16 protein-coding genes and 1 pseudogene are annotated in these 17,179 nt (G+C 64.5%); 11 read left to right on the forward strand and 6 right to left on the reverse strand.

Annotated elements, in window-relative coordinates:
- Positions 1-98 precede the first annotated feature (98 nt).
- Positions 99-284: a DUF1059 domain-containing protein gene (locus ABIE40_RS13235; RefSeq protein WP_112386239.1), complete on the forward strand. Its 186-nt coding sequence runs from the start codon at positions 99-101 to the stop codon at positions 282-284.
- Here the strand turns inward: ABIE40_RS13235 and ABIE40_RS13240 are convergent, their stop codons facing one another.
- From ABIE40_RS13240 to ABIE40_RS13250, 3 genes are read right to left on the reverse strand one after another with little or no spacing between them, the layout of a single operon-like run.
- The gene (locus tag ABIE40_RS13240) at positions 285-1,538 is read right to left on the reverse strand and encodes a CCA tRNA nucleotidyltransferase (protein ID WP_199627128.1); all 1,254 of its coding nucleotides are present in this window, start codon (positions 1,536-1,538) and stop codon (positions 285-287) included. It abuts the gene before it with no gap.
- Complete coding sequence (locus ABIE40_RS13245) at positions 1,535-2,185, reverse strand: CoA pyrophosphatase (RefSeq protein WP_199627130.1); 651 nt, start codon at positions 2,183-2,185, stop codon at positions 1,535-1,537. The genes ABIE40_RS13240 and ABIE40_RS13245 overlap by 4 nt, the downstream gene beginning before the upstream one ends.
- The gene (locus tag ABIE40_RS13250; protein ID WP_199627132.1) at positions 2,182-2,805 is read right to left on the reverse strand and encodes a DUF1285 domain-containing protein; all 624 of its coding nucleotides are present in this window, start codon (positions 2,803-2,805) and stop codon (positions 2,182-2,184) included. The genes ABIE40_RS13245 and ABIE40_RS13250 overlap by 4 nt, the downstream gene beginning before the upstream one ends.
- A gap of 158 nt (positions 2,806-2,963) precedes the next feature.
- Here ABIE40_RS13250 and ABIE40_RS13255 point away from each other — a divergent pair, with 158 nt between their 5' ends.
- From ABIE40_RS13255 to ABIE40_RS13275, 5 genes and pseudogenes are all read left to right on the forward strand, one after another.
- On the forward strand, positions 2,964-3,974 hold the full coding sequence (locus ABIE40_RS13255; RefSeq protein ID WP_199627134.1) for an AAA family ATPase: 1,011 nt from the start codon (positions 2,964-2,966) through the stop codon (positions 3,972-3,974).
- A gap of 26 nt (positions 3,975-4,000) precedes the next feature.
- Positions 4,001-4,921: a DUF58 domain-containing protein gene (locus ABIE40_RS13260; RefSeq protein ID WP_112719362.1), complete on the forward strand. Its 921-nt coding sequence runs from the start codon at positions 4,001-4,003 to the stop codon at positions 4,919-4,921.
- Positions 4,918-7,731, forward strand: a complete 2,814-nt coding sequence (locus tag ABIE40_RS13265; RefSeq protein WP_199627136.1) for a DUF4159 domain-containing protein — start codon at positions 4,918-4,920, stop codon at positions 7,729-7,731. Before ABIE40_RS13260 ends, ABIE40_RS13265 begins: the two co-directional genes overlap by 4 nt.
- A 1-nt stretch (position 7,732) precedes the next feature.
- A pseudogene (locus ABIE40_RS13270) lies at positions 7,733-9,803 on the forward strand (hypothetical protein).
- A 67-nt stretch (positions 9,804-9,870) separates the two neighbouring features.
- Positions 9,871-10,308, forward strand: a complete 438-nt coding sequence (locus ABIE40_RS13275) for a GNAT family N-acetyltransferase (protein ID WP_199627143.1) — start codon at positions 9,871-9,873, stop codon at positions 10,306-10,308.
- Here the strand turns inward: ABIE40_RS13275 and ABIE40_RS13280 are convergent.
- Positions 10,290-11,603 carry an MFS transporter gene (locus tag ABIE40_RS13280; RefSeq protein ID WP_199627145.1) on the reverse strand — a complete coding sequence of 438 codons (1,314 nt, stop codon included), beginning with the start codon at positions 11,601-11,603 and terminating at the stop codon, positions 10,290-10,292. The two genes, ABIE40_RS13275 and ABIE40_RS13280, sit on opposite strands and share 19 nt — an antisense overlap.
- A 67-nt stretch (positions 11,604-11,670) precedes the next feature.
- Entirely contained in the window at positions 11,671-12,171 is a 501-nt protein-coding gene (locus ABIE40_RS13285; protein WP_199627147.1) for a GNAT family N-acetyltransferase, read from the reverse strand.
- 280 nt (positions 12,172-12,451) lie between these two features.
- On the opposite strand from ABIE40_RS13285, the gene ABIE40_RS13290 reads away from it, so the two are divergent.
- Positions 12,452-13,441, forward strand: a complete 990-nt coding sequence (locus ABIE40_RS13290) for a glutathione S-transferase family protein (RefSeq protein ID WP_199627149.1) — start codon at positions 12,452-12,454, stop codon at positions 13,439-13,441.
- Between the two features lie 3 nt (positions 13,442-13,444).
- Here the strand turns inward: ABIE40_RS13290 and ABIE40_RS13295 are convergent, their stop codons facing one another.
- Positions 13,445-13,924, reverse strand: a complete 480-nt coding sequence (locus tag ABIE40_RS13295; RefSeq protein ID WP_199627151.1) for an NUDIX domain-containing protein — start codon at positions 13,922-13,924, stop codon at positions 13,445-13,447.
- Positions 13,925-13,995: 71 nt separating this feature from the next.
- Here ABIE40_RS13295 and ABIE40_RS13300 point away from each other — a divergent pair, with 71 nt between their 5' ends.
- The 4 genes from ABIE40_RS13300 to ABIE40_RS13315 all read left to right on the forward strand — a co-directional run bounded on the left by ABIE40_RS13300 (position 13,996) and on the right by ABIE40_RS13315 (position 17,124).
- Positions 13,996-14,904 carry a metallophosphoesterase family protein gene (locus ABIE40_RS13300; protein ID WP_199627153.1) on the forward strand — a complete coding sequence of 303 codons (909 nt, stop codon included), beginning with the start codon at positions 13,996-13,998 and terminating at the stop codon, positions 14,902-14,904.
- Between the two features lie 134 nt (positions 14,905-15,038).
- Complete coding sequence (locus tag ABIE40_RS13305; protein ID WP_130277803.1) at positions 15,039-15,599, forward strand: tetratricopeptide repeat protein; 561 nt, start codon at positions 15,039-15,041, stop codon at positions 15,597-15,599.
- Between the two features lie 166 nt (positions 15,600-15,765).
- Positions 15,766-16,275, forward strand: coding sequence for an RNA polymerase sigma factor (locus tag ABIE40_RS13310; protein WP_199627155.1), 510 nt, complete (start codon positions 15,766-15,768; stop codon positions 16,273-16,275).
- A gap of 3 nt (positions 16,276-16,278) precedes the next feature.
- Positions 16,279-17,124, forward strand: a complete 846-nt coding sequence (locus ABIE40_RS13315; protein WP_112719372.1) for an anti-sigma factor family protein — start codon at positions 16,279-16,281, stop codon at positions 17,122-17,124.
- The last annotated feature ends 55 nt before the right edge of the window (positions 17,125-17,179 follow it).

Below are 17,179 nucleotides of genomic sequence, written 5' to 3' on the forward strand. Positions count from 1 at the left end.
GTCCTGTCAGATCGGCCGGAACCTTCTCCCCTCTTTGCACATTCAAGCTACGCGTGAGTTTGCGCGATCCTGTCATGTTCCGGATCAAGGAGGATAAAATGCGACTTTTCGAATGTGGTACGCTCGTTCCAGGTTGTGACTGGCACACCCGCGCCAATGACGACGCCGAAGTCGTCCGCCGCGCGGTCGAGCATATGAAAACCGCTCACGGCGAAACCACCATCCGCGAAAACATGGTCGACAATATCAAGGCCCGCATCCGCAACGAAGCGAACGCGGCCTGATCATTTGACGATGCCATCTAGCCGGGCGAGCAGCGCCGCCCGGTCGGCAGCGAAATTCTCGTCCACCCACTGGCTCTCCAGCGTCTGCAATATCTCGCCGACGCGCGGCCCCGCCGTGACGCCGGCCGCCATCACGTCGCCGCCGCTGAGTGGAAACTTAGGCTTGGTCCAGGCCTCCGCCTGTTCCAGGAGCTTCGAGAGACGTGCCGAACGGCTCATCTCCTTCATGTCGCCTTCCGCCTTGCCACGCGCAACCGCGAGCGCCAGCTTCAGCCGCGCGATCACGCCTTCGGGCGCGCTGCGATAAAGTATGCGGTCGAAGGCCGCCGTCGTCAGCTCGTCATTGACCGGAACGGTCAGCGCCCAGGTCTTCAGCCAGGCGGCTTCCGCATTGGCAAGCTTGAGACGCCCCGCCATCGCCGAGAGCCGCGCCACGTCCGGCGGCACGATCGAGGCGAGCCTGAGCAGCGGATCGGGCTTCCAGCCCAGCGCCTGCTCGGTGGCAACAAGCGCCGGGATCGCGTCGATGCCCCATTTCTCCGTCTCCGGCAGGATCTCGTTCAGAACCGAAACCGTCCGCATCCAGAGCAGCGCCCGGCCCGGATCCTCGGCAGAGAGCAGCTTGCGCAGCTCCGACCAGATCCGCTCGGCAGACAGCGTCGAGAGCTTGGAGCGCGCCGCCGAAGAGGCCTTCAGCCCCTCGGCATCGGGACGCCCGGTGCCGTAATAGGCAAAGAAACGGAAGAAGCGCAGGATGCGCAGGTAATCCTCGGCGATCCGCGTGGCGGCAGTACCGATGAAGCGGATGTTGCGCTTCGCGATATCGGCCAGACCATCGACGAGATCGATCACCTCGCCCGCCGCATTGGCATAGAGCGCATTGATCGTCAGGTCGCGGCGCTCGGCATCCGCCTGCCAGTCGGTGCTGAAGGCGACCTTGGCATGGCGCCCGTCGGTCTCGACATCGGTTCTGAGCGTCGTCACCTCGAAGGGCTTGCCCTCGAGCACCAGCGTCACCGTGCCATGCGCGATCCCGGTCGGCACCGCCTTGATGCCGGCGGCCTTCGCCCGCTCGATCACGGCGTCAGGCGTCAGCGTCGTCGCCATGTCGATATCGCTGACCGGAATGCCCATCAGGCTGTTGCGCACCGCACCGCCGACGACGCGGCCCTCGCCGCCATCGGCATTCAGAAGCGAAAAGACGCGGGAAAGGCGCGGATCCTGAAACCAGGCTTCGTGAGCCACACTGGTCATGCATACATTCTTTCGTAAATCGTGCGGATGATGCCGGCGGTAATGCCCCAGATCATCCATTGCTCATAGGGCATGCGGTAAAACTGGCGCTGCACCCCGTTCCAGGGGCGGCTGTCGAGCGTGTGATTGCCGGGATCCATCAGGAACGACAACGGCACCTCGAAAACGCTCTCCACCTCATCAGGGCTCGGCGTCAGCGTGAAACCGGGGCGAACGACGGCAAGGATCGGCGTGATCCGGAAACCGGTCGCCGCAAGATAGTCAGGCAGCCGGCTGACGGGCTCGATGAACATGTCGGCAAGCCCGATCTCCTCGCCCGCCTCGCGGATCGCCGCCATTTCCAGCGACTCGTCGGTCGGATCCCTGGAGCCGCCGGGAAAGGCGATCTGGCCGGAATGCTTGCGCAGCGTCTCCGTGCGCTTCGTCAGGATCACCCGCGCATCGTCGCCGTCATCGATGACGGGCACGAGAACCGCCGCATCCCGCAGCTTGATGTTCTCGACGTAAGGCAGCAGGTCCTGATTGATCAGGTGATCGCCGTGATCGCGCCAGGCGAGATCGATCGGCCCGCCCTTCTGGTTGAGGGCGCGGCGGCGGAATTCATCGGCCGAATAGAGCGGATAGCGGGAGGCAATGGGATCGGTCATCGGGAAAGCGCATCCAGTTCATCTGCCGGCATGACGGGGAAGATGCGGCCGCCGGAGCGGAGGCAGAACATTTCCCGCCCCTCGACCTCGATCACCTCGCCAAGTTCGACCAGCTCGTACATCACAGGACGCGCCACCAGCGCCTCCAGACGTCCGCGCACATGCAGATAGGGCTTGAGCTCGCTATTGTCGCCATGGATCACGAACCGCAGCGCATGCTCCTCGCCCGCCTCGACGACATCGCCGGTATTGGTGCGGAAGGTCAGCAGCGAATTTCCGTCACGCTCCGTCACGCTCATCTCGACCGCCAGGAACGGCGCATCGACGACCCGGATGCCGACTTTTTCCACAGGAGTCACGAGGTAGGTCTTGCCGTCCTCGTCCTTGCGCAAAACCGTCGAGAACAGCCGCACCAGCGGCGCGCGGCCGATCGGCGTGCCCATGTAGAACCAGGTGCCGTCGGCGCGGATTTCCATGTCGATATCGCCGCAGAAAGGCGGATTCCACTTGTCCACGGGCGGAAGACCGCGGCTCTTGCCACCGGTTTCGCCAGCCGCGCGCGAAATCAGTGCGGCCAGCCCCGCGGCATCTTCGCTCGCCCTGATCTCTTCGCCTGCCATTCTTCTGTCCCGGTTTGCTCTTAACGAGAAGGAAGTCACGAGATAGTCATTCGAAACGAACTTGTCAGCCCGCAACATCTTCATAACTCTATCGGGTATGAGGCAGAGGTGTAAGTCCGCCGATTCGCGACGAATGATTTAGCCGTTGGAGATGCCTGATGGGTATGATGAAGACCGAAGACAGCCTCGATGAAAAGGCGATCATCGCCGCCGCCGAAAAGGCGCTTGCCGATATCGCCCTTGTCCGTGAAGAAGTCTCGAAGGTGATCTTTGGTCAGGAAAGCGTGGTCGAGAACACGCTTCTCGCCGTGCTCTCGGGCGGCCACGCGCTGCTCGTCGGCGTTCCCGGCCTCGCCAAGACCAAGCTCGTCACCACGCTCGGCGAAGTTCTCGGGCTCGGCGCCAACCGCATCCAGTTCACGCCCGACCTGATGCCGTCGGATATTCTCGGTTCCGAAGTGATGGACCAGGACGAGAGCGGCCGCCGCTCCTTCCGCTTCGTCAAGGGACCGGTCTTCGCCCAGCTGCTGATGGCCGACGAAATCAACCGCGCCTCGCCGCGCACGCAGTCGGCGCTGCTGCAGTCGATGCAGGAATATCACATCACCGTCGCCGGCCAGCGCTACGACCTGCCGACGCCGTTCCACGTTCTCGCAACGCAGAACCCCCTGGAGCAGGAAGGCACCTATCCCCTTCCCGAAGCCCAGCTCGACCGCTTCCTGATGCAGGTCGACGTCAATTATCCGGAACTCGCCGCCGAGCGGCAGATCCTGCTCGAGACGACGGGCCTTTCCGAAACCAGGCCGCAGGCGGTGCTGAATGCCGAGCGGCTGATGCAGATCCAGAGCCTCATCCGCCAGATGCCGGTCAGCGACAAGGTCGTTGATGCCATCCTCGGCCTCGTGCGCTCGGCCCGTCCCGGCCAGGGCCATGCCTCGACCGACAAGCACGTCGCCTGGGGCCCCGGCCCGCGCGCCGGCCAGGCAATGATGCTCTGCGCCCGCGCCCGCGCGCTCTACGAAGGCCGCCTCGCGCCGTCGCTCGACGACGTCTATGCTCTGGCAGAACCGGTGCTGGAACACCGCATGGCGCTGACATTCGCCGCCCGTGCCGAAGGCATGTCGGTGCGCGATGTCATTGCCGGTCTGGTCAAGCAGGCCCGTGGATAAGAGACAGGGATAAGGAAGCCTCACGCGTGGCCTCTATCGGACAGATCGTCAATCCGACACCCGGCAGCGATGCGCTTGCACGAGCAAGGCAGCGCGCCTCGCTGGTGCCGGATTGCCTGGTCGAGGCCAAGCGCATCGCCAATACCGTGATTGCCGGCTGGCACGGCCGCCGCAAGCGCGGTATCGGCGAAAATTTCTGGCAGTTCCGTCCCTATACCGAAGGCGAAAGCCTGTCGCGCATCGATTGGCGCCGCTCCGCCCGCGACGACCACACCTATATCCGCGAACGCGAATGGGAAGCCGCCCACACGATCTGGCTCTGGGCCGATATGTCGCCGTCGATGATGTACAAGTCGACGCTCGGCAACGTCTCCAAGGAAAGCCGTGCGCTGGTCATCATGCTGGCGCTCGCCGAAATCCTCGCACGCTCCGGCGAACGCATCGGCTGCCCCGGCGTCATGGAACCCGTTTCGGCCCGCAATGCCGCCGAGCGCCTGGCAACCGCACTGATGCACTCCCAGCTCACCGGCGGCCTGCCGGAGGTGGCGATGATCCGCGGCTGGAGCGATCTGGTGCTGATCGGCGATTTTCTCGATGAGGCCGACGCCGTGATGGCGCGCCTGACGCCGCTTGCCCGCCGCGGTCTGCGCGGCCATGTCGTAGAGGTGGCCGATCCCGCCGAAGAGGTCTTCCCCTACAGCGGCCGCACCGAATTCAGCGATCCCGAGACCGGCTCGAAGCTCGTCTCCGGCCGCGCCGAGAATATCCGCGAGGCCTATACCCGCGCCTATCTCGCCCGCCGCGACAATCTCGGTCAGTCGCTGCGCCATCTCGGCTGGACCTTCGTGACGCACAGGACCGACCATCTGGCCTCCGAAGCCCTCGTCGCGGTTCACATGTATCTCTCCGGCATGCCGGCCAAGGCGACGCATGGAGGGCAGCTGTGAACGCCCTTCCCTTCGCTTTCGCCTATCCCGCAATCCTCGGCGCCCTCGTCGCCCTTCCAGTCATCTGGTGGCTGCTGCGGCTGACGCCCCCGCGCCCGAAGACCGAGGTCTTCCCGCCGCTGAAGATCCTCGCCAGCGTGCTGAAGCGCGAGGAAACTCCGGCACAGAGCCCCTGGTGGCTGACGCTGCTGCGCATGCTGCTCGCCGCCGCCGTCATCCTGGCGATCGCCGACCCGGTCTTCAATCCGCGCACCAATTCGCTGGTCGCTGGTGGCCCGCTCGTCCTCTTCGTCGACAACGGCTGGGCGACCGCGCCCGACTGGGAACGCCGCGTGCAGACCGCCGAAGCGCTGATCGACGATGCCGATGCTGCCGGCAGCCCCGTCGCCATCGCCTTCACCGCCGACCCGACCAACGACGCCGTGCCCGGAAGTGCGGCCGCCGCCCGCGACAAGCTGCAGGCCGCCGAGCCGAAGCCGCTGGTTCCCGATCGCCAGCGCGCCTTCGAGGCTCTCCGCGCGGCGCTGAACGGCACCAAGCCCGGCACGCTCGCCTTCCTCGCCGATGGCGCTGCGGCCAAGGACAACGAGACGACCGTTCGCGATCTCGCCAACCTGCAGCCCGCCGAACTGCGGCTGATCGAGGGCGATGCCGAACAGACGATCGCCATCACCGGCGCCAGCAACGCCGCCGACGCGATGACCGTCACCGCCACGCGCCTCGACACGTCAAGCGCCGCACAACTGCCGCTGACGGCGCAGGATGCGCAGGGTCGCGCCATCGCCGCCGGCTCCGTCTCCTTCCAGCCGGGACAATCGACGTCGATCGGCTCGATCGCCGCGCCCTTCGAGATGCGCAACGATTTCGCCCGCGTCAGCATCGATGCTCATGCAACCGCAGGCTCGGTCCATCTGCTCGACGACGGCTTCAAGCGCCGCCGCGTCGTGCTGCTCTCGGGCGAGGCCCGCGACGAATTCCAGCCGCTGCTGTCGCCGCTCTATTACATCCAGCGCGCCCTGCAGCCCTATGCCGATCTGATCGAGCCGAACTCGCCCGATCTGGCCACCTCGATCCCCGATCTCCTGTCGCAGAACCCTTCGGTGATCATCATGGCCGATATCGGCCGCCTGCCGCAGGAGACCTACGAGCCGCTGCAGCGCTGGATCGCCAATGGCGGCACGCTGATCCGTTTCGCCGGTCCGCGCCTTGCCGCTGCCCCGGCCGACGATCCGCTGGTACCGGTGATCCTGCGCCAAGGCGAACGCGCCCTCGGCGGTGCCCTCTCCTGGGCCGAGCCTCAGCCACTCGCCGATTTCCCGAATTTCGGCCCCTTCGCCGGAATGGCGAAGCCGACCGATGTGACGATCAAGCGCCAGGTTCTCGCCGAGCCGACGCCTGACCTTGCCGAACGCACCTGGGCAAGCCTTGCAGACGGCACGCCGCTCGTCACCACCAAGCCGATCAATGCCGGCCGCATCGTGCTTTTCCATGTCAGCGCCGAGGCCACCTGGTCGAACCTGCCGATCTCCGGCAATTTCGTCGAGATGCTGCGCCGTATCGTCCAGCTCTCGCGCTCCGGCGGCGTCACCTCTGAAGCCGGTGCGGCATCGACAGCCGAAGCACTGCCGCCCTTCCGGCTGCTGACGGCCAAGGGCGTGCTGACGACCGAAACCGGCACCGCCCGCCCGCTGATCCAGAATGCCAAGACGGCCCCGGTCTCGAATTTCGACAATCCGCCCGGACTCTATGGTTCAGAAGATGGCTTTACCGCGTTGAATGTATTGCCTGATAATGCCGAGCTGAAGCCGCTCGATACCGCCGGCGTCACCGTCGTGCGCGCCGGTCTGATCGGCGGCGAGACGTGGTCCGCCAAGCCTGCGCTCTTCCTGATCGCCTTCCTGCTGCTGCTCGCCGACAGCCTGATCGTCATGTTCATGAGCGGCGCCTTCTCGCGCCTTCGCCCGGCAGCGCGCAGCGCAGCCCTGATCGCGGTCGCCATCGCCGCCGGCCTGTTCCTAGCCCCGCATGACCTGCGCGCCGATGATTCCAAGCCCGGCGACGATCAGATCCTCCAGCGGCTCGATAACACCCACCTCGCCTATGTCGTCACCGGCGAGCAGGATGTCGACAATATCTCCGAGCGCGGCCTCGAGGGCCTCACCGAGTTCCTGACCTACCGCACGACGCTCGAGCCGGCCCCGCCCGTCGGCCTCGACATCACCAAGGACGAGCTCGCCTTCTACCCGATCATCTACTGGCCGATCTCGGCATCGGCTCCGATGCCATCGACCGCAGCGATCAACCGCATCGACGCCTATATGCGCGCCGGCGGCACCGTGCTTTTCGACACCCGCGACCAGTTCTCGGCACTCGACAATTCCGGTGGCGCCCAGAGCGCCAATGGCGAACGTCTGCAGCAGATCCTTGCCAATCTCGACATTCCGCCGCTGGAACCCGTCCCCTCGGATCACGTCCTGACGAAATCCTTCTATCTCTTGTCGAGCTTCCCCGGCCGTTATGCCGGAAGCCCGCTCTGGATCGAGGCGCGCCAGGACAATCGCGCCAGCGACCCGAAATCCGCAGCCTCCGCCGATGGCGTCTCGCCGATCCTGATCACCGGCAACGACTTCGCCGGCGCCTGGGCGGTCGACGAGAATGGCACGCCGATGCTGCCGACCGTGCCGCCGGACGAGGCGCAGCGCGAATATGCCTACCGCGCCGGGGTCAACATCATGATGTATATGCTGACCGGCAACTACAAGACCGACCAGGTCCACGTCCCCGCCCTCCTCGAACGTCTGGGGCAGTGACATGACGCTGGATTTCGCACCCTTCATTCCCTGGCCGATCCTTGCTGCGCTCGCCGTCGTCGTCGCCATCGTCGCCGTCTTCGCCATATGGCGCGGCGTGCGCGGCGCCTGGATCCGCACGGTCGCCGCCATCGCCCTGCTTGCCGCTCTCGCCAATCCGCTGCTGATGCAGGAGGACCGCGAACCGCTGTCGACTGTTGTCCCCGTCATCGTCGACCGCAGCCAGAGCCAGCAGACGCCCGAACGCATCAAGATGACCGACGATGCGCTGGCCCAGCTGAAGGACCGGCTGTCGCGCTTCCCGAATATCGAGCCGCGTTATGTCGAGGCGACCGAGCCGGAGGATTCCGACGCCCCCTCGACCCGCCTCTTCAACGCGCTTTCCGCCGCCGTCGCCGACGTGCCGCCCGCCCGTATCGGCGGCGCGATCATGCTGACCGATGGCGAGGTTCACGACGTCCCCGGCGTCAACCAGGCGCTCGGCTTCGACGCGCCGATCCATGGCCTGATCACCGGCAAGCCGAACGAATTCGACCGCCGCATCGAAGTCATCAAGGCGCCGCGCTTCGGCATCGTCAACGAAGAGCAGCAGCTCGTGTTGCGCGTCTTCGATGACGGCCCGAGCCCGGGCGGTACGGCAACCGTCACCGTCAAGCTGAACGGCGACGAAATCGCCACGCTGCAGGCGACGCCCGGCCAGGATACGCCCTTTTCCTTCCGCGTCCCGCGCGGCGGCAGCAACGTGCTGGAATTTGCCGTCGCGGCCCTGCCCGGCGAAGTGACGGAGGCCAACAACCGCGCCGTCCACGTCATCGACGGCATCCGCGAGAACCTGCGCGTCCTTCTCGTCTCCGGGGAGCCTCATGCGGGCGAGCGCGCCTGGCGCAATCTGTTGAAATCCGACGCCTCGGTCGATCTGGTGCATTTCACCATTCTGCGCCCGCCGGAAAAGCAGGACGGCACGCCGATCAACGAGCTGTCGCTGATCGCCTTCCCGACCCGCGAGCTCTTCGTCGACAAGATCAAGGACTTCGACCTGATCATCTTCGACCGCTACCAGCATCGCGGCGTGCTGCCGATCCTCTATTACGACTACATCGCCCAATATGTCGAAAACGGCGGTGCGCTCTTGATCGCCGCCGGCCCCGAACATGCCGGTCAGGATTCGATCGCGCTGACGCCGCTGCAGTCGGTCCTGCCCGCGGCGCCCAACCGGCCAGATGATCGAGAAGGCCTTCTATCCGCGCCTCTCCGACGAGGGCCGCAAGCATCCGGTCACCCGCGGCCTCGATGGCTCCGCCGACGAGCCGCCGCATTGGGGCCGCTGGTTCCGCTCCGTCGGTGTCGAGCAGCCGCAGGGCCAGACGGTGATGGTCGGCGCCGATAACAATCCGCTGCTGGTGCTGAACCGTGCCGGTCAGGGCCGCGTCGCCATGCTGCTCTCCGATCAGGGCTGGCTTTGGGCCCGCGGCTTCGAAGGCGGCGGCCCGCATGTGTCGCTCTATCGCCGCATCGCCCACTGGCTGATGAAGGAACCTGCACTGGAAGAAGAGGCGCTGACCGCCCGCGCCCAAGGCCGCACGCTTGAGATCACCCGCCAGACGATCGGTGGCGATCCCGGCCCGGCCACCGTACGCTACCCCTCCGGCAAGACCGAAGACCTGCCGCTCGCCCAGTCCGAGCCCGGTCTCTACAAGGCCGAGAAGAAGATGGATGAGATCGGCCTCTTCGAGATCCGCAACGGCGACCTTACCACCCTCGTCCATGTCGGCGCCGTCGATGCGCCGGAATTCAAGGCGATGGTCTCGACCACCGATGTGCTGAAGCCGATCACCGACAAGACCCGCGGTCTCGTCGCTCGTGTTTCGGATGCCAATGGCGCGATCGAAGTGCCGCCGGTTCTCCCCGTTCGCGGCCAGATCCGCGTCGCCGACAACGAGCGCATGCAGATCAAGCTCACCAACGAGACGGTATTGAAGGGCATCAACACGCTGCCGCTCTTTGCCGGTTTCGCCGGTGTCGGCGTTCTCCTCCTCGCCTTCGGCGCCATGTGGTGGCGTGAAGGGCGCTGAGCCATTTTGTCGAACTGACGACTCTGATATCGGCAGGCGATAGAGATCGCCGCCGAAAGGTTCAGCCATGGCTCCGCAGAAGCTGAAGGTCACCAAGGTCCTCTCCAAGAAGGACCGCAAGAAGATCGCCAACCCGCTGATCGCCTATAACGTAACCCGCTTCGGCGAGAGCGGCCGCGAGAAACTGGCGATCCGCCTGCGCGGCGACGACGGCGAGATCAATGGCGGCCTCGTCGGTTATACGGCCCGCGACTGGCTCTATATCGAGATGCTCTTCGTTCCCGAGGATATGCGCGGCAAGGGTATGGCCGGAACGCTGCTGCAGATGGCGGAAGACGAAGCCAAACGCCGCGGCTGCATTGGCGCCTTCATCGATACGATGAGTCCCGATGCCCTCGGCGTCTACCGGCGCTACGGTTATGAGACAATCGGCTCACTCGGCGAATTTGCCGGCGGCCACACCTTCACTTGGCTGAAGAAGCGCTTTCAGCCAAGCGAGGCCTGACGCGTCTCCGCGTCGATGGCGAGCGCCGCAATGGCGGCAATGACCAGCAGCCCGGCAAAGAGCCCGATCGCCACGCCAAGCCCCAGCGATACGACAAAGGTCATCACCGACGGCGCCACCAGTCCGCCGAGACGAGCCATAGCACCCGCCGCCCCCATGCCGGTCGCCCGCGATCCGGTCGGATAGAGCTCCGGCGTATAGGCATAGAGAGCGCCCCAGGTGCCGAGCAGTGCGAAACTCATGAGCAGCAACGAAGCCCCGATCAGCACGTCGTCGGGCGACAGCACGAACAGCAGGCAACCCGCCGCCGACAGCAGGCAGAATCCAACAAGCGTCGGCCGCCTGCCCCAGGCCTCGACGCCATAGGCGGCGAGCGCGTAACCGGGGATCTGCGCCAGCGCCACGAAGACCAGGAAGCCATAACCGCGCACGAAGCCGAAGCCATCGCCCGCCAGCCGCGCCGGCATCCAGGTGAAGACGCCGTAATAGGAAACGGAGACGAGGAACCAGATAGCGAGAATCATCAGGCTGCGGCGGCGAAGCGGCGGTGAGAACAACCCCTCGGAAGCCGCATGCGGCGCGGCCACGATCTCCTCGCCGGCGGCAAGCGGCGGCTTGCCGTGGGCTTCCAGCATCCGGTTGACGATTGCCTTGGCATCGGCCGCCCGGCCGGAACGCAGCAGGTAAAGCGGCGATTCCGGCACGAAAAAGCGCAGCGCCACTCCGAGGATCGCCGGCACCGCCGTCACGGCGAAGATATAGCGCCAGGCATCGGCCACGCCTGCGACGCTTGCCGCCCAGGCCGCGAGCGCCACGATCAGCGTTCCCACCGCCCAGAAGCCTTCGAGCATGACCAGCCAGCGCCCGCGGTTCTTCGATGGCAGGAATTCGGCCATCATCGCGTAGTCGACCGGCAGCGTGCCGCCGACCGCCATGCCGGTCAGGAAGCGCAGGATCAGCAGGCTGGTAAAATCGGGCGCAAAGATCGACAGCAGACCGAACAGCGCGTCGCAGGCGACGGTCAGGATCAGCACATAGCGCCGTCCCCAGCGATCGGCCAGCCGACCGAACAGCATGGCGCCGATCAGCATGCCCAGAAAGAAGAGCGTTCCCGTCTGCAGCGCCTGCGCCACGGTCAGCTGGAATGTCGCGGCAATCGATGCGGCGGTAAAGCCGACGGCAAGCACCTGCATGGCATCGGCAGCCCAGACGAGACCGAATATGCCCATCAGCCGCTTCTGGAACGCCCCCGTTCCGGCGCGGTCGAGCGCCTCGTCCATGGAAATGCCGCTCATTCGCCGTCCCCCATCGCGCAGCCCTGGTGAGTCCCAAGGAAATCAGGGGTTTGATAGACGATAAGCTCTATTTACGCCAGCTAATTGAACCCTTGAGACGCTGATGAGCGTCGTCGCTGACCGGCACGACGAGAACACGCGCCGGATCGACCGGACCCGGGAAGTTGAGCGCGTTGTGGGCGACCCGTTCGAACCCGAGTTGGCAGTAATAGGGCGGGTCGCCAACCAGAATGATAGCCTCCGACCCCCTGCGCTTGGCGGCCTCGAGAGCGATCCGCACCAGTTCGCGCCCGATCCCCCGGCTCTTGTGCGACGGCCGCACGGCGAGCGGTCCGAGCAGATGCGCCTTGACGCTGCCCGCCTGCACCGGCGTCATCCGCACCGAGGCGATGGTCTCGCCGTCATCGGCACAGATGAAGGAGAGCGAACGGTCATGCGGCCCCTGCTCGCGAATACGAGCGGCAGCGCGGGTATGGCGGCCCGGACCGAATGCTTCTTCGTTGATGAGTTCGATAGCGGCGTCGTGAGACGCATCCTCAGTGAGGTAGACCAGATCGTGCTTATGCATGATGAGACAGAAACCGGATAGACAGACAGCATGGGTTCTCGAACACGCCCTTCAGGCGTTCGGGAGCTTCAGCGTCGTCGCAGGCTTCTGATTGCGTACATCAAATCGGGTTCCGCAGAAAAATGTGAAATGGCCGATAGCAGGAAAAATTTCCGCCGTCCAACGCAAAATGCGGCGGGGTGAAAATCGCTGTGACGCACTGTTCAATCTTTGCCCACTGCAAAGCGCGCGCGGCTGCGATATCTTTGCGTCAACGAGACCAATTCGAAGGAAACGCACAATGGGCATGCTGGTGGAAGGCGTCTGGCATGACGTCTGGTACGATACGAAGGAAAGCAAGGGGCACTTCAAGCGCGCTGCCTCGCAATTCCGCAACTGGGTGACGAAGGATGGCGAGGCCGGTCCTTCCGGCACCGGCGGCTTCAAGGCCGAGGCCGGGCGCTATCATCTCTATGTGTCGCTCGCCTGTCCCTGGGCGCACCGCACGCTGATCTTCCGCAAGCTCAAGAAGCTCGAAGACCTGATCTCCGTCTCCGTCGTCGATCCGCTGATGGTCGAGAACGGCTGGGAGTTCAAGATCAGCGACGGCGCCACCGGCGACCATCTGTTCGGCGCCAAGGCGCTCTGGGAAATCTACGTGAAGGCCGATCCGAACTATTCGGGCCGCGTCACCGTTCCCGTCCTCTGGGACAAGCAGACCGGCACGATCGTCAACAACGAATCGTCCGAAATCATCCGCATGTTCAACAGTGCCTTCGACCACCTGACCGGCTCGACGCAGGATTTCTATCCTGAAAACCTCGCTCCCGGGATCGATGAAATCAACGCGCTGGTCTACGACACCGTCAACAACGGCGTGTACAAGGCGGGCTTTGCGACGACGCAGGAGGCCTATGAGCAGAATGTCGTCAAGCTGTTCGGCACGCTGGATGCCCTGGAAGAGCGCCTCGGCAAGGGCCGCTATCTCCTTGGCGACCGGGTGACCGAGGCCGACTGGCGGCTGTTCACGACACTGGTGCGCTTCGACCCCGTCTATGTCGGCCACTTCAAGTGCAACATCCGCCGCATCGACGACTACCCGAACCTGTCGGCCTACCTGCGCGATCTCTACCAGACGCCGGGCGTCAAGGAGACGGTGAACATGCGCCATATCAAGGAGCATTATTACCGCAGCCACAAGACGATCAACCCGACCGGCATCGTCCCCGTCGGCCCCGATCTCGATCTCGACCGGCCGCATGGCCGCGCCAAGCTGGCGGCTGCCGCCTGAGGATCACCAGTAATGAGCGGCGGGTTCCTCGCCGCTCAGCTCCCGAAGGCGGCGTTTCGTCGCCTCGGTCGTGCCCTCGGGCAATGCATCGAGCGCAAAGAAGCCGCTCTCGACGATCTCCGCATCCGGCTTGCGCGGCGCCGTCTGCTCGACATCGGCGCGGTAGAAGACCACGTGGTCGCGGCGGCTCGCCGACGTATTCAGATAGACCTGAAAGAGCTTCGGCTCGCCGATGATCCTCAGGTTCCCCTCTTCCCGCAGTTCCTTGACCAGCGCATCATGCGAGGTCTCCCGCCGCTCGATGCCGCCGCCCGGCATATGCCAGCCCGGCACATAGCTGTGTCGCACCAGGAAGACGCGGCCCAACGGATCGAAGCACGCAGCCCTCACGCCCATCGTCATTCCCCGCGTCGCGGCGAAATAGACGTGGACGACCTGCATCAGAATTTTCGATTGCCAGGACCTGATCTCGTTATTCGCCATCGTTCCGTTTTCACTATTTCGTTCAAGCGGATGTGTTTGAATTGTAAATATCCTGGTCTATGTGTCGTAGCATGTTCAAGCTCGCGCATATCTCCGATATTCACCTCGGCCCACTTCCCCGTCTTTCGATCCGCGAGCTCTTCTCGAAGCGCATCACCGGCTTTGTGAACTGGCACCGCAACCGGCGCAAGCATCTTTTCGGCGGAACGCTCGACCTGCTTCTGGATGATATCCGCGCCCGCGAGGCCGATCATCTCGCCGTCACCGGCGACCTCGTCAATCTCGCAAGCGGCCTCGAGATCCGCTCGGCCGCCGCCTGGCTTCGCGAGCTCGGCGATCCCGAGGAAACCTCGATCGTCCCCGGCAATCACGATGCCTATGTGCCCGGTGCCTACGAGAAATCGATGCGCGCCTGGTACGACTACGTCCGCGGCGACCTAGCGCCGCCGCAATGGGAGGAAGACAAGCACATCTTCCCCTATCTGCGCATCCGCGGCAAAGTCGCGATCGTCGGTTGCTCGACGGCCGTCGCCACTCCACCCTTCGCCGCCAGCGGCTTCTTCGGCCAGCGCCAGGCCCGCGAGGCGGTCAACATGCTGCGCGCTGCCGGTGAGGCCGGCCTCTTCCGCGTGGTGATGATCCACCACCCGCCGATCCGCGGCGCCACGTCTTTCCACAAGCGGATGATCGGCATCCGCCGCTTTGCCGCCGTCGTCACCAGCGGCGGCGCCGAGCTTGTGCTGCACGGCCACACCCATCTGAACACGCTCTATTGGCTGAAGGGCCAGACCGGCCCCGTGCCCGTCGTCGGCATCGCGTCCGCCTCGCAGGGACCGGGCGGCATGAAGCCGCGCGCCGCATACAATCTCTTCTCGATCGACGGCTCGCCCGGCGCCTGGGAGCTGAAGGGCGAGCGCTTCAGCCTCAATGATCGCGGCGATGGCGTATCGCCCGAAAGCGTCGATATTTTCAAGCTTTAGCGGCAAGAGCGGAATCAGTTTCGCCGCGTGTTGAATCGCTTTCTGAGGATTTTTCCGATCCGGCGATCCTGCCCTTGGTATTTCCAAATCGAGGCGTACAATCCCGCCATCGACGCCGGACCAGGGAGCCCGCCATGCGCATCGCCGCCAACCGTATCTGCCGCCTCACCCTCGCCTTCGGCCTTGCCGCCGCGCTTGCCGCACCGGCCTTCGCGGTCGGCGACGAGAGCGACGAAACCAAGCCGCCGCCGAAGACCGAGACGACGACCAAATGCGCCGACGGCAAAGTCTGGGACAAGCAGAAGAAGGAATGTGTCGACGCCAAGAAGCAGAGCTTCAACGACGACGAGCTCTACCAGTTCGCCCGCGAATTCGCCTATGCCGGCCAGTATGAGAATGCCATCAACATCCTCAACCTCGCCAGGAACCAGAACGATCCGCGCATCCTCAACTATCTCGGCTATTCCAACCGCAAGGCCGGCCGCTTCGAACTCGGCATGTCCTACTATCGCAAGGCGCTGCAGGCCGACGAGAATTATATTCTCGCCCGGTCATACATGGGCCAGGCTTTGGTGGAACAAGGAGACGTGCAGGGTGCCAAGGTTCAGCTCGTCGAGATTCGCGATCGCGGCGGCGAAAATACCTGGGCCTACCGCGCTCTGCTGCAAAGCCTGAACGGTTACCGGACCTATTGAAAACAACTGAACGTGATGAGCGGCAGAAAACCTTTGGGAAACTGCCGCTTAGCCGCTCTTCCTGTTGCGGAGCGCGTCAAACTTGTTTCATAAAGGTCACATACGCGATATAAAAATACGACCCGCACCGGATGCTTCGCTCCGGACATGTTCATGAAATGAGATTATGCGTCAGCCCGTAACGACCATCGACATCAGACGCGACCTTGTAGGCCTGCTGCCTCGGTTGCGCCGCTTTGCGATTGCGCTGACGGGCGATACGGCGAGCGCCGACGAACTGGTCCAGACCGTCTGCCAGCGCGCCGTCGCCAAGAGCCATCAGTGGAACGGCGAAGGCCGCCTGGAAAGCTGGGTCTACACCCTCGCCCGCCAGCTGTGGAACGAGGACGGCCGCAAGCGGCGCGCCCGCACGGCAGCTCCCAAGGGCAACGTCACTGATATCCGTGAAGCCGCCCGCGAGCGCGCCACGGTCACCGATACCGATCTGATCCACCACATGCTGGCCGAGATGCCGGAAGGCCTGGCGAGCATCTTCCTGCTGACCGTGGTCGAAGGCCACAGCTACGAGCAGACCGCCGATATCATGGGCATTCCGGCAACCGGCGTTTCGGCGCAGCTTGCCGCCGCCAGGCTGCATTTCGCCAGCCTCGCCGACGATTTTCACCACAGGTACTGAACCTTGCCGGATTTCAAGAAACTGCCGCTCGATGCCCAGCTGACTGCCCTCCTCGACGGCGAGACGACGCCGGAAGAGAAGCATGAGCTGGAAGAGCGTATCGCCAGTGACGAAGGCGCCCGCAGGCTTTACGACAAGCTGCGTCACGGCGCCGATTTCGGCCGCCGCCGCCTCGACGACGTGCTGAAGGAACCCGTGCCGCTGGCGCTCGTGCGCTCGATCAAGAGCGTGCAGCCTCCGAAGGCGCCCCTCGCCCCGCGCGCCACCCGTCCGGCCTTCAAGTTCGCGCCGTCGGGGCGCAAGTCGCTGGCCGCCGCCATTCTCCTGTTCGTTGCCGGTTGCGGCATCGGTTATCTGGTCGGCATCGGCCCCGGCGATCCGACACCTTCGGACGACCAGCACATTGCCGACGACAGCGGCCGCAGCAAGGATTGGCTGGCCGACATCGCCGGCTACCAGCGCATGATCATCCGCCAGCCTCGCCATCTGGTCGAAGTGCCGGCGTCGCAGGCCGAAGAGATTTCCAGCTGGCTCACCTCGACCGTCGGCGTCGCCTTCCGCGTTCCCGATCTCAGCAATGACGGCTGGACCTTCCAAGGCGCCCGCGTCGTGCTGGGCGACGGCAAGCCAACCGGGCAACTCGTCTATTCCAGCGCCGATGGCGACCTGATCACCATCTACTTCCGCAAGGACACGCAGCAGCCGGAAACCGAAGATTTCAAGGAAACGATCAAGGACGAGATCGGCCTGGTAACCTGGCACAATGCCGGCACCGCCTACGTCCTGGTCGGCCCATCGGCCGAAGCATCGCTCAGCCAGATCGCCATGGAAATCGCCGCCACGATCTAGATTCGCGTCGCCTGGCCCAAACGATCAGTAAGACCCTTCCGTAAAACATCGACGG

This window comes from Rhizobium sp. OAE497 (assembly GCF_040546565.1).
GTDB lineage: Bacteria > Pseudomonadota > Alphaproteobacteria > Rhizobiales > Rhizobiaceae > Rhizobium.